Annotated in this window: 14 protein-coding genes and 2 pseudogenes; 6 read left to right on the forward strand and 10 right to left on the reverse strand. The window is 68.8% G+C overall.

All coding sequences use genetic code 11. The features are described from left to right. Positions 1 to 85 precede the first annotated feature (85 nt). The gene (locus tag AB0395_RS07940) at positions 86 to 499 is read right to left on the reverse strand and encodes a hypothetical protein (protein ID WP_366278130.1); all 414 of its coding nucleotides are present in this window, start codon (positions 497 to 499) and stop codon (positions 86 to 88) included. A gap of 293 nt (positions 500 to 792) precedes the next feature. On the opposite strand from AB0395_RS07940, the gene AB0395_RS07945 reads away from it, so the two are divergent. Continuing rightward, positions 793 to 918: a hypothetical protein gene (locus AB0395_RS07945; protein ID WP_366278131.1), complete on the forward strand. Its 126-nt coding sequence runs from the start codon at positions 793 to 795 to the stop codon at positions 916 to 918. 1 nt (position 919) lies between these two features. Beyond that, a pseudogene (locus tag AB0395_RS07950) lies at positions 920 to 1126 on the forward strand (IS630 family transposase); the annotation flags it as partial. 87 nt (positions 1127 to 1213) lie between these two features. Here the strand turns inward: AB0395_RS07950 and AB0395_RS07955 are convergent. From AB0395_RS07955 to AB0395_RS07970, 4 genes and pseudogenes are all read right to left on the reverse strand, one after another. Beyond that, the gene (locus tag AB0395_RS07955) at positions 1214 to 2086 is read right to left on the reverse strand and encodes a DUF6230 family protein (protein ID WP_366278133.1); all 873 of its coding nucleotides are present in this window, start codon (positions 2084 to 2086) and stop codon (positions 1214 to 1216) included. Positions 2087 to 2488: 402 nt separating this feature from the next. After that, positions 2489 to 3634 carry an FAD-dependent monooxygenase gene (locus tag AB0395_RS07960; protein ID WP_366278135.1) on the reverse strand — a complete coding sequence of 382 codons (1146 nt, stop codon included), beginning with the start codon at positions 3632 to 3634 and terminating at the stop codon, positions 2489 to 2491. Positions 3635 to 3650: 16 nt separating this feature from the next. Next, positions 3651 to 4655: a reductase gene (locus AB0395_RS07965; RefSeq protein WP_366278137.1), complete on the reverse strand. Its 1005-nt coding sequence runs from the start codon at positions 4653 to 4655 to the stop codon at positions 3651 to 3653. Further along, positions 4652 to 5062 (reverse strand): annotated as a pseudogene (locus AB0395_RS07970) (CocE/NonD family hydrolase); the annotation flags it as partial. The pseudogene AB0395_RS07970 and the gene AB0395_RS07965, both read right to left, overlap by 4 nt. Before the next feature lie 170 nt (positions 5063 to 5232). Here AB0395_RS07970 and AB0395_RS07975 point away from each other — a divergent pair. Both AB0395_RS07975 and AB0395_RS07980 read left to right on the forward strand, forming a co-directional pair. Further along, positions 5233 to 5358, forward strand: a complete 126-nt coding sequence (locus AB0395_RS07975; RefSeq protein ID WP_366278138.1) for a hypothetical protein — start codon at positions 5233 to 5235, stop codon at positions 5356 to 5358. Positions 5359 to 5542: 184 nt separating this feature from the next. Continuing rightward, the gene (locus AB0395_RS07980; RefSeq protein ID WP_366278140.1) at positions 5543 to 6001 is read left to right on the forward strand and encodes a MarR family transcriptional regulator; all 459 of its coding nucleotides are present in this window, start codon (positions 5543 to 5545) and stop codon (positions 5999 to 6001) included. 34 nt (positions 6002 to 6035) lie between these two features. Here the strand turns inward: AB0395_RS07980 and AB0395_RS07985 are convergent, their stop codons facing one another. From AB0395_RS07985 to AB0395_RS08000, 4 genes are all read right to left on the reverse strand, one after another. Then, entirely contained in the window at positions 6036 to 6908 is an 873-nt protein-coding gene (locus tag AB0395_RS07985; protein ID WP_366278142.1) for an alpha/beta hydrolase, read from the reverse strand. Positions 6909 to 7311: 403 nt separating this feature from the next. Beyond that, complete coding sequence (locus tag AB0395_RS07990) at positions 7312 to 8157, reverse strand: Tn3 family transposase (protein WP_366278143.1); 846 nt, start codon at positions 8155 to 8157, stop codon at positions 7312 to 7314. A gap of 157 nt (positions 8158 to 8314) precedes the next feature. Next, a complete protein-coding gene (locus AB0395_RS07995) occupies positions 8315 to 8431 on the reverse strand; it encodes a helix-turn-helix domain-containing protein (RefSeq protein WP_366278145.1) in 117 nt (38 codons plus the stop codon). Positions 8432 to 8546: 115 nt separating this feature from the next. Continuing rightward, complete coding sequence (locus tag AB0395_RS08000) at positions 8547 to 9311, reverse strand: NAD(P)-binding domain-containing protein (RefSeq protein WP_366278147.1); 765 nt, start codon at positions 9309 to 9311, stop codon at positions 8547 to 8549. A 643-nt stretch (positions 9312 to 9954) separates the two neighbouring features. On the opposite strand from AB0395_RS08000, the gene AB0395_RS08005 reads away from it, so the two are divergent. Beyond that, entirely contained in the window at positions 9955 to 10368 is a 414-nt protein-coding gene (locus AB0395_RS08005; protein WP_366278149.1) for a peptidase inhibitor family I36 protein, read from the forward strand. 214 nt (positions 10369 to 10582) lie between these two features. Here the strand turns inward: AB0395_RS08005 and AB0395_RS08010 are convergent, their stop codons facing one another. Then, complete coding sequence (locus AB0395_RS08010; protein ID WP_366278150.1) at positions 10583 to 11434, reverse strand: GDSL-type esterase/lipase family protein; 852 nt, start codon at positions 11432 to 11434, stop codon at positions 10583 to 10585. A 171-nt stretch (positions 11435 to 11605) separates the two neighbouring features. Here AB0395_RS08010 and AB0395_RS08015 point away from each other — a divergent pair, with 171 nt between their 5' ends. Beyond that, on the forward strand, positions 11606 to 12844 hold the full coding sequence (locus tag AB0395_RS08015; protein WP_366278386.1) for an isochorismate synthase: 1239 nt from the start codon (positions 11606 to 11608) through the stop codon (positions 12842 to 12844). The last annotated feature ends 89 nt before the right edge of the window (positions 12845 to 12933 follow it).

A 12933-nucleotide genomic window follows, 5' to 3' on the forward strand; every position in this document is an offset into this window, starting at 1 on the left:
GGCCCCGGGCCGGGGGGGCGCCCGCGCGCGGACGCCCGCCGGGTCGGCTCGGCGATCTCGCCCCGTGCCCGGGGCGCCGGGATGCTCAGGAGACGGAGAAGTACGCCGTCGCGGTGACGCCGTTCAGCTTGACGGTTTTGCTCCACGAGCCGATGTGCGAATAGAGCCACGGCCCGCCGTATCCCGTCCAGTTTCCATAGGCGTCGGTGTAGTGGCCGTAGAAGGTATCCACCTCGCCCGTCGACGGGCCGTTCTGGGTGCTGGACCAGTAAATCGGTGTGTACGGCGGGCCCGTGACGCTGTAGTACGGGTACTCGCCGACGTAGTAACTGCTCTTGTCCATCCAGAGCCGGACCGGGTAGACGGTTGCCGGGGTTTTCGCGGTGACCGTGCTCGCGTTGACCGTCCCCGCCTGAATCCCGACGAGTACGGCCGCCATCGTGACGATGAGCGCGAGCCAGTGGATGTGGTGCCGTGCGCGTACCGTGCCTTTCATCATGAGAGAGCTCCTCTGCGCTTGACGACGCCATCAGCAGCTCACACCTGCTCGTGCTCGTCCAGGCCGAATCCAGTCACCTCAGCGCAATCTTCATCGCACCTGGTCGCCGGGATGAGTCGGCACGCGGTCTCATAAGCGCCCACGTGGAGGTGGTGCGCCGACGACGTCGCGAAGGCCCGTGGCCTGGCGATGGGGCCGAAGACCACCTGCAACCACCATCCAATTCGTACCTATGTGTTATTTTTTGAGGCTTTCCTTGCCTTAGTGGTGGTGGTTGCGGGCAGCACGGTTTCATGGCAGACCTTCCCTTTCAGGATCGGACCGACTTCGACAACGCGGAGCGGGGTTTCGTCGCGAAACTCACCCCCGCGCTGATCAAAGGGGCCGACGGCGAAGTCGTCTGGGACAACGACTCCTAACAGCCCGCACGACAATCCTGTGGAACGCATCTGGGCCGCGCTCAAGGCCTTCATCGCCAACACGGCGGTCAGCTGGCCCGGCCGTCTTAGACAGATCCACGCCTTCTTCCGTGCCCGCTCACCTGATCAGATGCTCACCGCAGCTGCACCCTGGACCAGCCCCTGGCTCCCCGCCGGTTACAAGCGGAACTTCTGGAATGCCGCTTAGGACCTACCGATTAATAACTTGCGTGCTCACACGGCTTCCACCGAGGTCAGCGCGCTGGAAACAAGCAAGTTATTTCTCTGCGAGCTCTTAGAAGCACTCGTGCTCGCCGCGCAGCACCTTCAGCCCGAGGTCGGGCAGGCTCAACGTCGCGGCCGTCACCGCCCACGCGCTCAGCCTGGTGTTGCGCAGCGTGAACGTGCTGCTCTGGCCGCCGAAGCTGCCGGCCGGGCCTCTGGCGGCGGGGACTCCGTCCAGGGTGCTGGCGTCGCGGCCCAGCTCGACGTCTCGCAGGGTGGCCGCGCTCTGCGCCGCCGCCACGTCGATCACCAGGTCCTCGATCGTCACCTCGTTGCCGTCCCGGCCGCCGGTGATCCTGATCGTGATCCTGATCGTGATCGTGCCCGCGGGGGTACTCACCAGCGCGCTCGTGCACAGGTCGGTGGCCACCGCGCGCCGGACGCCGGTCACGATGACCGGGATGACCTGGCCCTTCTTGGTGCGCACCACGCCGCCGGCCAGAGTGAAGTCCTGGGGTCCGCTGTATTCGCGTTCCATCCCCGACAGCGCGGCCAGCACGGTGAACACGACCCCGGAGGGGTCGTGGGAGCCCTGCAGGTCGCCGGACAGGAACTCCAGGCCGACGTCGGCGGCACGCAGGTCTTCGGCGAGTTCGATCAGGGCCAGGCCGCGGCCGAGGCGCTTGTGCTCGTGAACCACCAAGGTGACCGCGACGCCGGCGGCGCGGATCTGGCGGGCCAGAGCGACGGCGGCCTGGAGTTCGGGCCGGGCGGTGGCGCGGGTGGAGAGCTTTTCGGAGAAGATCTGGGTGATGCCTGCCGCGGCGAGGGCATCCAGCTGGGTGTCCAGGGACTGGCACAGGGTCGAAGCGCGGCGTAGCCAATCTTGGCGTGCCCGGAGGTGCTGGTGTCGGCGGCCGCGGGGCGGGGCAGCTCGGCCCACGCGGTGCCCGGCTTGCGCAGGAGCGGGGTCGGCACGGTGAGCGTCTTGGCGAGGGAGGGCACCAGCCGGAAGCGGGCGGTGTGGTATTGGGTGGCGACCTTGCCCCTGGCGGTCCGGCACGGGGATCCAGCCGGGGCGGCGCAGGAGGACATGGGGCAGTCGCAGGCCTCCACGCGCAGGAAGTCGTCGTCCATCCCCGGATCGTTTCATGGGGCCAGGGCTATGAACCGACCTATGAAACGAATTCCGGAGAAGAACACCCTGGACGGGCGGGGCCCGCGCCGGTGTTTCACAGGCGGTCGCCTGTGAAACACCGAGACGACTACCCACCATGATCGTTCTCAGCGATAATCGCTGTCCGCCGGTTCCTCAACCCCGCATCCAGCCAGATGTGCCATGACCTCAGCCCTTGATGAACCGGCGGGTCATGTAGCGGCGGACCGGCGGGAGCGCGGCCAGGCGCAGCGGCAGCAGGCTCAGCCACAGCAGCAGCGGGCTGGTGGGGGCGTAGACGCCTTTGACCCGGCGGCCGAGTTTCTGCTTGCGTTCGGCTTCGGGCCGGATGGCGGCCTCCCACGCGGCCAGCGCGGCGGGGAGGTCGCCGGGGTGGGCGGCCAGTTCGGTGCCGAGACGGTCGGCGCCCCCGACGGCCAGGGAGGAGCCGTACCCGGCGAACAGGGTGACGCACCAGGCTGCGTCACCCAGCAGAACCACCCGCCCCTTGCTCCAGGACGGTGCGACGACCTGGCTGATGGTGTCGAAGTAGACCGAATCGGCCCGCTGGAGTCCGGCCAGGGCTTCGGGGATGACCCAGCCGAGGTCGCCGTAGACGCGGTGCAGTTCGGTGGTTACGTCCTCGCCGGGGCGGGCGTGGTCGGTGCGGTAGCCGAAGAAGGCGACATTGCGGCCGTCGGGGATACTGATCACCGCGGCGGTACGGCCACCGGACGACAGCGTGCCGGTGGCGCCGGGCGCGATGGTGGCGGGCCGCTTGTCGAGCATGAAGACGGCGACCTTGTGCTCCAGATTGAGCAGGAAGTCCTCCTCCGGGCCGAACAGCAGCGCGCGGGTGGCCGAGTGCAGGCCGTCGGCACCGACCAGCAGGTCGCCCTCCTCGACCGTGCCGTCGGTCAGGGTCACGCGCACGGCGTGCTCGTCCTGGTCGACGGCAGTCAGGGTGGCGCCGAAGCGGATCTCGGTGTGGCCCTCGGCCTTCTCATAGAGGACGCTTTCGAGGTCGCCGCGCAGGATGGTGATCGAGCGGGGACCGGTGGTGGCCGCGATGGTGGCGCGATCGAGGGCGAAGCGGCGTTCGCCGTTCGGCTTGTGGTAGACGAGTTCGTCGGTGACGAAACCCTTGGCGAGCAGGTCATCCACGATGCCCATGTGTTCGGCGGCGTCGTAGCCGATGCCGCCGAAGGTGACCGCGTAGCCGCCACCCCGCCGGGCTGGGGCGCGTTCGACGATGAGGGTGTCCCAGCCGATCTGGTGCAGGCGAAGGGCGGTGGCCAGGCCGGCGATGCCGGCTCCGATGATGATGGCGCGCATGAGAGTCGTGTCTTCCTTAACGTGCGAGGTGGTCGAGGAGCCGCTGTTCGGCGGAGGCGTCCAGCCAGGTGTCGGGTGAGGGGGCGTCGGCGCGGGGTGCCGGGTCGCCTTCGCTCTGGAGCCAGGCCCAGGTGTCGGCCAGGGTGTCGCGCAGCGGGCGGGTGGTGAGGCCTTCGGCCAGGGCGGCGCTGACGTCGGCGTCGTGCATGCCGCTCGGCGCGCTGCCGTCCGGCAGGCGGAGCCCGAACTCCATGCCGAGCGGCAGCCCATGCTGGAGGAGCAGTTCCGGCTGGGCCCACACCAGTTCGGTGTCGAAGCCGGTGACCTCCAGCATGGTGGTGAGCAGGTCGCCGAGGGTGATCGCGCCGGGCGGGCCGGTCGTGGTGAAGGCGCCGGCCAGGCCGCGTTCGGCGGCCTGGAGCATCCAGGTGGCCAGGTCCCGGGCGTCGAGGTACTGCAGTGGCGTCTGGGCGGGGGCGGGGGCCAGGACGCGCCCGCCTTTCTCCAGGCGGCGCAGCCACCACGGGATGCGGCCGACATCCTCGTACGGGCCGAGGATCATCCCCGCTCTGGCCAGCAGCGCCGCGCCGGGGAAGGATTCGGTGACGGCGAGTTCGCCGCCGCGCTTGGCGGCGGCGTAGTCGGCGTCGTCGGTGCTGGCGGGGTCGCCGTCGACCAGGGGCGCCTGCTCGTCGGCGCCCTCGGGCCAGGGCCAGCGGTGGACGCCTCGGCTGGAGACGTAGCCGTAGTGCCCGGCTCGGCCGGACAGTAGGCGGGCGCTGTCGCGCACCACCCGCGGCGCCCAGGCCCAGGTGTCGACGACCGCGTCCCACTCCCTGAGGCCCAGCGCCAGCCGTACGGTCTCGGGGTCGGTGCGGTCGGCGATGAGCGCCTCCACCTCGGGAGCGGGGTCGCGGCTGAGCCCGCGGTTGAGCGTGCTCACCTCATCGCCGCGCTCCAGGGCGGTCTCCACGACGGCGCGGCCGACGTGGTGGGTGCCGCCGAGAACAAGCAGTTTCATGATGCTCCTGAGGTGAGGGGCAGCCAGAGGGCTGACGCGTGCTGATGGTCGTGAAAGACTTCATGCTTTGAGGTGCGCAGGCTCGTACCGGTCGCGAGCGGTTCGCCAGCTCCGGGGTTGCGGCCGAAGCGCGGGTGAGCGCCGCTGGAGACCTGCAGCCGGATGCGGTGTCCGCACCGGAAGCGGTGGGCCATCGGCCATAGGGGGATGTCGGCCACCCGGATGTCGCCGGGGTCGCGTAGGCGGACGATGCCGTCGCACACGTTGACCGACCGGCCGCGCGCGTCCACATCGCACAACCGGGCGAAGTAGTCGACGTAGGGGTTGGCCGAGCGCGCGTGCAACGTCACGCGGGCCGGACCGACGGCCTCGACGTCCTCGGTCAGGGGCGCGGTGGTCGCTGCTCTCCCAGTACGGCTCGCCGGGCCCGTGCCGGATCCAGTCTCGGAACCAGGGCACGGGGTGACCGGTCAGCACCTGATCGGCCTCCTGCAGCGGAAGGGCGAGCGTGGCGCGCGACAGCCGCCGCGCGGCACCGACCAGTCCGGCCATTTGGCGGGTGATGCCGTAGCCGCCGGTGAACATCCGCTCCACCAGCTGCACCCAGCCCAGCGCGTTCCCCGTCGCGAACGCCCCGCCGGGGTACATGAAGCCTTCGGCGAAGCTGGACGGCGCGTCCTGGATGAGCGCGACCTTCCATTGAGCAGGGTCATGGCCGGTCACCTTCCTGGTTCCTGACGATGTGGATGAGCTGTCACATCGCCGACCAGGCTTCCCGGCACACCATCGAACCTCCCGGGGAGAGGCCGATACGAGGACTATACCGACTTTTCAGAAATTTCTAAACACTCGGAGTGTTCGATATCCTGCTTCCCCGAGGAGGCCATGTGAACGACAGGTATGAGCAGTGGCAGGCGGCCGAGCGGCTGGCCCTGACGCTGATCGAGGGCGGGCTGCAGCGCATGTCCGCGCGCACGTTGGCGGTCTTCCTGTTCACCGACCGGGACAGCGTCACCGCCGGTGAGATCGCCGAGCGGCTGGAGGCCAGCGCCGGCTCGGTCTCCGGCGCGATCAAATCCCTGCTGACGGTCGGCCTGATCGAACGCCTGCCCGCCCCCGGCAGCCGCCGCGAGCACTACCGCCTCCGCGACGACGCCTGGGCCACCCTGTTCACCAGCCAGAACACCGTCATCCAGGCCATGCTCCAGGCCGCGGCAGACGGGATCGCCGCCACTGAAAACGGCGACCCCGCCCACCAGCGCCTGGCCCAGATGCACGCCTTCTACGAATTCCTGCTCGGCGAGCTCCCCGCCCTACTGCACCGCTGGCACCAGCAGAGCGGCTGACCCAGCACTGAGACTCGAGAAGCGGTAGCCGCGCTCAGCCTGGGGCGAGGAATTCGCGGATCTTGGTGGCGATGCGGGGGTAGTCAGGGCTGAACCAGATCATGTGGCTGTCGGCCCTGCTGTCCACCAGTTCGGCGTTCGGCAGGACCGACGCCAAGGACTCGGCGTGGGCGAAGGGCACCGACCGGTCGTGGCGGGTGGCGATGACCAGCGCGCTCTGGCTGACCTGTGCGGCGCAGTCGGGCACGGGGAGCATGTCGGCGACGAAGCCGTGGCCCGAGCGCATCCTGGTGAACAGCCCCGCCAGCGTGGCGCGTTCGGCCGGGGACAGGCCCGCCAGGACCTGGCGCGCTGGCAGGGCCGACAGGCTACGCAGCAGCAGGCGCAGCCCCAGGGACGGTGTGAGACGGATCAGGGACCGCATGATCGCCCAGGTGCCAGCCTCGATCTGGGCGTTGAACACCGCCCGGCCGCCCAGCCGGGTCAGCCTGTCGGGCCAGGGCAGGAATCCGACCGCGCTCTGCAGGATGACGCGCTCGACCAGGTGCGGGTGGCGGGCGGCCATGGTCAGAGCGGTGCGGCCGCCGGCCGAGATACCCACGACCGCGGCGAGGCGTTCGATGCCCAAGCTCTGGCACAGCTGCGCGGCGGCGTCGGCGAAGCCTGCCGGCGTCGTGCCCGTGGTCAGCGGCGTACGCCCGTAGCCGGGGCGCGAGGGCGCCAGCACCCTGAAACCGGCGTCGGCGAAGACCTCCTCGCCCAGAGCGAGCCCCGCCCGCATGTGACCGCCGTGGAACACCAGGACCGCCCTGTGGCCGTCGCCCTCCAGCCGGTACTCCACCGGGCCCGCCGGCGTGCGCGCGACGGCGGTCGCACGTTCGGAAAGGGCGGCGAGGGATGCGGACATCAAGACTCCCTCTTGCAGGCAAGCCAGTCACACCCGGCCGGAATCGGGGTCTCCGCGGGACATCTCGACGGTGGAACGCGGCGGCAGCTCACGAGCCCGGGCAAGCAGCACGTCAAGCCAGTCCGGCCGGGCAGGTCCTGGTCGGCCAGCAGCCGGGCGGCTTCGATCGCCGCGGTGTCCAAGGCGATCGCAGGGAGGTCGGTGAGCAGGTCGCGAGCACGCATGGCGGGCGCCTTTCCGGGATGGACGGCAGAATTGCCGACCAGGCTTCCCGGCGCACCTGTAGGGAACCTACCAGCGAGCGTTAAGATCGGCGAGAGCGCCGTACCTTGTTCAAGCCTCGGCCTGCTGCCCGAAACGCCCCACCACGATCCCCAGTGCTCGTCTCTGGCCTGCTTGCCGTCTACGCCGCTTCGGCCAAGGCGGTGAAGTCGATTACGGGTAGGTCGGGGTCGAAGTCGTCGGGGCGCAGGCACAGCACGTCGGTGGCATACAGGCCGAACCGGCTGATGTGGGCGGTCAGGTAGGGCGACAGCTGCGCGATGTCGGCGGCGGTGATGTCCTGGCCCTGTTCGGGCTGCCAGCCCTCGGCCAGCAGTTGGCGCAGCACGTCGGTCATGTCGAGGGCTGTGTGGAAGAGCACGCAGTTGGCCAGCAGGGAGTTGAATTTGATCATCTTCTCCTGCTCGGCCGGGTCGTTGTCGGCGATGACGCCGTCGTTGCCGAAGCGCAGCCAGCCGGAGAAGCCGTTGAAGCCTTCGACCTTGTTGGTGACCGCGGTGATGCGCCTGCGCAGTGCCGGGTCGGCGAGAAAACGAAGCAGCGCCACCGTGCGCACGCTACGCCCGACCTCGCGAAAGGCCCGGTAGATCTCGTTCTTGCGGGAGTGGGAGCCCAGCCGGCGCAGCAGGGTGACGGAGTTGAGGCGACCCTCGCGGATGGAGATCGCCACCCGCATGAGGTCGGGCCACATCTTTTCGATCAGCTCCCAGCCGATGACGTTGCGGTTCCCGCTCTCACCGCGGAACAGGGAGTCGATGTGGTGGTAGGTGACCTGGTCGGTGTGCTGAAAGAAGGTCAGACCCTTCCAGTTGCGGATACGCGGCATCAGATCGAACCCGAACAAATGCGCCAAAGTGAAGACCGGGAACGACTGACCTTGCGTGTCGGCGTGCACGGTCTTGGGCTGGACCTCGGAGGCGTTGGCCAGCAGCCCGTCGATGATGTAGATCGCCTCTAAATGCGCCATCACGAGGGAAGTAAGCGAATCGCACCAGTTCTTACAGCCCGAGGGGAATGTGTGTTGCCCGTCCCGTGTCTCCTGCATCTTGTCCTCGATCCCACCCGGAGGAGCGAGGGATCATCGTTTTGCTCCTCCGATTAGGCAGCGCCGCAGTCCTCCTCCTCTACGCCGAAGCCGGCTTGTCGGGATCGAGGTGGCGGTAGATCGTGGCGCGGCTGACGCCCAGCCGGTCAGCGATCTGCTGGACGGTGTAGCGGCGCTTGCCATCATCGCCCTTCATTTCGCATTCGGCCAAGATCAAAGTGGGGCTCGTCCGAGAAGCCGCTCGTTTGGGGCTCATGACACGTTTCTTACCGGCACCCCTACAAGGCTGGGCGCTGTCTCTGCCGGCCTGGCTATGCGAGATCGGCGAGGAGCGCTTCAAGCGCACTGGTCAGAGCCTCGGAGTTGGCCTGGTCGAACCATGTGGTGCGGATGCGCTCGTTGTTTCCGTTCGGCGTCTCGTGGTCGGCTGCGAGTCGGTCCAGGGAGCGGGTCTCGTCGCCCAGAGAGCGTCCGACGCCCTGGAAGAGGCTGCGGACGTAGCGGTCGGCGTCGTCGGGGGCGATGCCGTGGTCGGCGGTCCATGAGGCGAGCGTGACGAGATACGCGTAGTGGGTGGAGAGCGTCCCGGTCACCGCGGACAGGACGTTGAAGGCGGCCTCGTCCGCGACGGGGAGTACCCCGCCCATCCGTGCGAAGAAGGAGTCCACCTGCGGGTGCGAAGGGTGCACCACCGTGACGGAGCGGCGTTCGCGGATGGCCGGCAGGGGGATGGCGCGGACCAGCGGGGCGTTAGTGCCGAGCGTTTGGCGCAGATCGTGGTTGCCGACGCCGGCCATCACGTTGACCACGATCTTCTCATCGCCCACCCGCACTCCGGCCAGGGCTGCGTGCCAATCCTGGCGGCGCACCGCGATTATCACCATCTCGGAGCGATCCACCACCTCCTGGTTGTCGGCACACACCTCGATGCCCTCGTAATGCTGGGCCAGTTCCGCAGCCGTGCGGGCTCCTCTTGGGGAGAGGAACACCTCCGGGGACGTGCCGCCTCCATGGCGCAGGCCCGTCACGATGGCACGGCCGATCTCGCCGACGCCGATGATGCCGATGCGTTTCACTGTGTCTTCCTCCATGGCGTGTCGTGATCATGCCCCGGGTCGGTCGGGCTCTGTGTCGTCGAGCCGGCGCTGCGGCCACCGCGATGCCCGCGGCACCGCCCCGGATCCCTTCGCGTGTTCAGGGGCGGGGCTGTGGCTCGGGTCAGTATCACCGAGATGGTTGCCGCCCGCCCGTCACGTGCGGATTATGCCGTGCGCCGGCGCCATACGGCTCCCGCTCCCGCCGCGCCCGAACCTGCCCTCCACCCGACCGTCTCCGACACGAACACGATCAAGCAGAAACCCCGCCCAACCAACCACATTCACCACACCGAAACGATCGCCAATCGTAATCGCGACCTCTCACTCCGCTACCTGGCGGCTGAGGACATCTTCGGGAACGGAAGGACCGTCACCGAACCGTCGTCAACCCGCCGGACTATCGCCAAAATCCGGTCCGATCCTCCTCGCGGGCCGATAATGCTCCGCCATCAGGCAGGAAGCCTAGGACCCGGGCGTTCCGGAAATCTGACCGCCGAGGCCCAATCCTCGTGGCCAGACAGACACCTTCTCATTCTTCGTAATGAACTGACTACCCATGGTAACTATGATGCTCAGCGAACCACCTTAATCAGCAACGAGCAGGGAAGGCGAGGGTCTCATCATGAAATCAGGCAACCACACGGCACGGGCCGCCACGGCCGCCACCGTCCTCGGGCTGCTGTGCGCGGGATTCACCGCACCAGCACCCTCCACACCGGCCGAGTCCGTCACGGTCTCCGCGATCGGGCACGCCACCGCCCTGCAACGCGCGGCCGACCAGTGCGGCGGCGGCGAGATCTGCTTCTGGCGTGACCGAAACTACCGGGGCACACCATGGCGCTGGACACCCGCGAGCGGCTACCGCAACATGCCCGCTTACCTCCACGACCACGTCTACTCCTTCTACTCCAACGCCACGGGATGCTTCATCGACTGGGCTCCCGAGGAGCGCCGCAGGGTGACACCGGGCGACTATGCCAGGGCCTACGACACCAACTTCGGCACCAGGATCGATGCCGTGGACACCTCGTGCTGACCCGCTGACCCGTCTGGCCGGACGGGAGGGACGCGCCGCCGCATGCGGCCGCGCCCCGCGTCCGCCCAGAGGGCGCGGGGCGGCCTTTGATCTAGGTGATTAGGTCTGGATTTCGAGGATACTAGGACATAAACCCGACATCTTTACAATGTAGATCATATAGCTGGAGCGGGCCTCGAGCCCGTGGCTGCCGGGGCAGCGCCAGGGGTGGTTCTCAAGGCTGGAGCGCGGGCTCCGGCACCTGCTCCTCGAGCCAGTCGCGGACCGCGGGATAGGTCCGCTGCGCGATCAGCCGCTGCCCCGCGGCGTTCGGGTGGAAGAAGTCCCACTTGCTGACGTGGTTCAAGGTGAACGGGCAGTCGAACAGGGCGTTGCCGTCGAACCTGCAGGCTGGGCCGTACGCGGCGCAGACCCTGGCCAAAGCGGCGTTGTAGCTCATGACCCGGGCACGCACCCGGTCACGGCGGGCCTGGTCGGCCGGGGCGACCGAGGTAGGCCTGGCCAGCATGGTGGGGCAGATCCTGCCGACCGCCCAGAACCCGCGCGCCGCCAGGTTGTCCTTTCCGACCCGCCACAGCCGCTTGAGGTCGGGGATGCTGGCCACGAACACCCTGCCGCCGGGACGCCCCGTCCTGAACGCGGCCAGTGCCTCGGCCACCCGCCTTTCGTAGACGGCCACCGGTGTCATCTGCCGCTCCTCGGACACGCACGCGTCCTGAGCTCCGATCAGAACCGTCACGTAGTCGGCGTCCCGCTCGACCGCCTCGGCGACCTGACCGGCCAGGGCTGCACTGGTCGCCCCCGGGACCGCGAGGTTCACGTTGTGCCCGAGGGGCCCAGCGCCCAGGTCGAGCAGTCTCAGGTAGTGGCTCTGGACACCGGGCTCGTCACCCGCGGACCAGGACCGAGAAAGGCATGTGACGTACCAACCGCAGGCGTTGAACCCCGCGCTGATCGAGTCGCCGAGCGCGGCCATCACCGCGGGGCGCCACGGCTCCCCCGCGATCGCCGCCGAGGGGGCAGCCCACAGGGCCGCGAACACGGTCGCCGCTGTGAATGCAGTCACAGTCCTACCGGACATGACACCTCCGCCTGAGAGATCACCTGTGCTTCGGATGTATCACCGCAGGACAGCGTGGCGCCCATCGTTGACCCAGTGCCTTGGTTTTCTTGACAGAGCGTGGCGGCCGTGCTGACCGAGGACCGGGCGCCGAACACGTTCAGTTTGCGGCATAGAGTGTTCCGGGTGAGTGTCGCGCTCGGATTGACCCGTCCCCTCGCGGTGAGAACCGCACTTGTCGACGACCCCGGTGACCTGCTCTCGCGGCTCCCCGAGGTCGCCCCATACGCCTGGGTCAGGCATGGTGAGGGCCTGGTCGCCTGGGGAGAAGCCGCCAGGGTGGCCGTTCCCCCCGGCCCAGGACGTTTCGACTGGGCTCGCGACTGGCTGTCGGCGACCTTCGGCGAGGCCCACATCGACGACGGCGTCGGCGTCCCCGGCTCCGGCCCCGTCGCCTTCGGCTCCTTCGCCTTCGACCCGGACGCCCACGGCTCGGTCCTCGTCGTCCCCCAGATCATCCTGGCCCGCCGCCAGGGGCTCGCCTGGCTGACCATCGTCGGTGAGGAACGGCTCGACCTGGTCACGGTTCCGCGCGCACCGGGCAGGATCCGGTACGGCGACGGAAGCCTGACCGCTCCCGAATGGGAACACGCCGTGGCGCGAGCCGTACGACAGATCAGGTCGGGCCGTCTGGAGAAGGCCGTGCTCGCCCGGGACTTGACCGCGACCGCCGAGCGGGCGATCGACGTCCGCGTGCTGCTGGCCCGCCTGGCGGACCGCTACCCGGAGTGTTACACCTTCTCCTGCGCCGGTCTGGTCGGCGCGACCCCCGAGCTACTGGTCAGGCACACCGGCGAGACGATCGAGTCGCTGGTGCTGGCGGGCACGACCCCTCGGGGCACGGACGAGGCCGACGACATAAGGCGCGGTGCGGCGCTGCTCGCCTCTGAGAAGGACCGTCACGAGCACGCCTGCGCAATCGAGTCGGTTCGCGAGGCGCTAACCCCGCTCTGCTCGGAGCTGAAGGTGCCCGAGGAGCCCGAGCTGCTGCTGCTGTCGAACGTCCAGCACCTGGCCAGCCCGGTGACCGGGCGCCTGGCCGCAGGAGCTTCGGTCCTCGACGTGGTCGCCGCCATGCATCCGACGGCCGCCGTCGGCGGCACGCCGACGCGCACGGCGCTGGAGGTCATCCGCGAGCTGGAGGGCATGGACCGCGCGGGCTACGCGGGCCCGGTCGGCTGGATCGACGCCAGAGGCGACGGCGAGTGGGGCATCGCGTTGCGGTGCGCGCAGATCGAGGGCCCTCGGGCCCGCCTGTTCGCCGGCTGCGGCATCATGGGCGACTCGGTGCCCGCCGCAGAGCTCGCCGAGGCCCAGGCCAAGCTCCGGGTGATGCAGTACGCCCTGGAGGGCTGAACCCACGCGAAATTCACGACTCAACCGCGGACAGATGTCAGAAACCCGTCCGCGGCTCCGGCGTCCCCCGGCAACAGGCACCGAGTGGG

This window comes from Streptosporangium sp. NPDC051023, assembly GCF_040689595.1.
Lineage (GTDB): Bacteria > Actinomycetota > Actinomycetes > Streptosporangiales > Streptosporangiaceae > Streptosporangium.

What these genes read in the sequence shown, in the direction of transcription:
- AB0395_RS07940 (WP_366278130.1), bottom strand. Translation starts at nt 499, where the DNA reads ATGATGAAAGGCACGGTACGCGCACGGCACCACATCCACTGGCTCGCG.
- AB0395_RS07945 (WP_366278131.1), top strand. Translation starts at nt 793, where the DNA reads ATGGCAGACCTTCCCTTTCAGGATCGGACCGACTTCGACAACGCGGAG.
- AB0395_RS07960 (WP_366278135.1), bottom strand. Translation starts at nt 3,634, where the DNA reads ATGCGCGCCATCATCATCGGAGCCGGCATCGCCGGCCTGGCCACCGCC.
- AB0395_RS07965 (WP_366278137.1), bottom strand. Translation starts at nt 4,655, where the DNA reads ATGAAACTGCTTGTTCTCGGCGGCACCCACCACGTCGGCCGCGCCGTC.
- AB0395_RS07985 (WP_366278142.1), bottom strand. Translation starts at nt 6,908, where the DNA reads ATGTCCGCATCCCTCGCCGCCCTTTCCGAACGTGCGACCGCCGTCGCG.
- AB0395_RS07990 (WP_366278143.1), bottom strand. Translation starts at nt 8,157, where the DNA reads ATGGCGCATTTAGAGGCGATCTACATCATCGACGGGCTGCTGGCCAAC.
- AB0395_RS07995 (WP_366278145.1), bottom strand. Translation starts at nt 8,431, where the DNA reads ATGAAGGGCGATGATGGCAAGCGCCGCTACACCGTCCAGCAGATCGCT.
- AB0395_RS08005 (WP_366278149.1), top strand. Translation starts at nt 9,955, where the DNA reads ATGAAATCAGGCAACCACACGGCACGGGCCGCCACGGCCGCCACCGTC.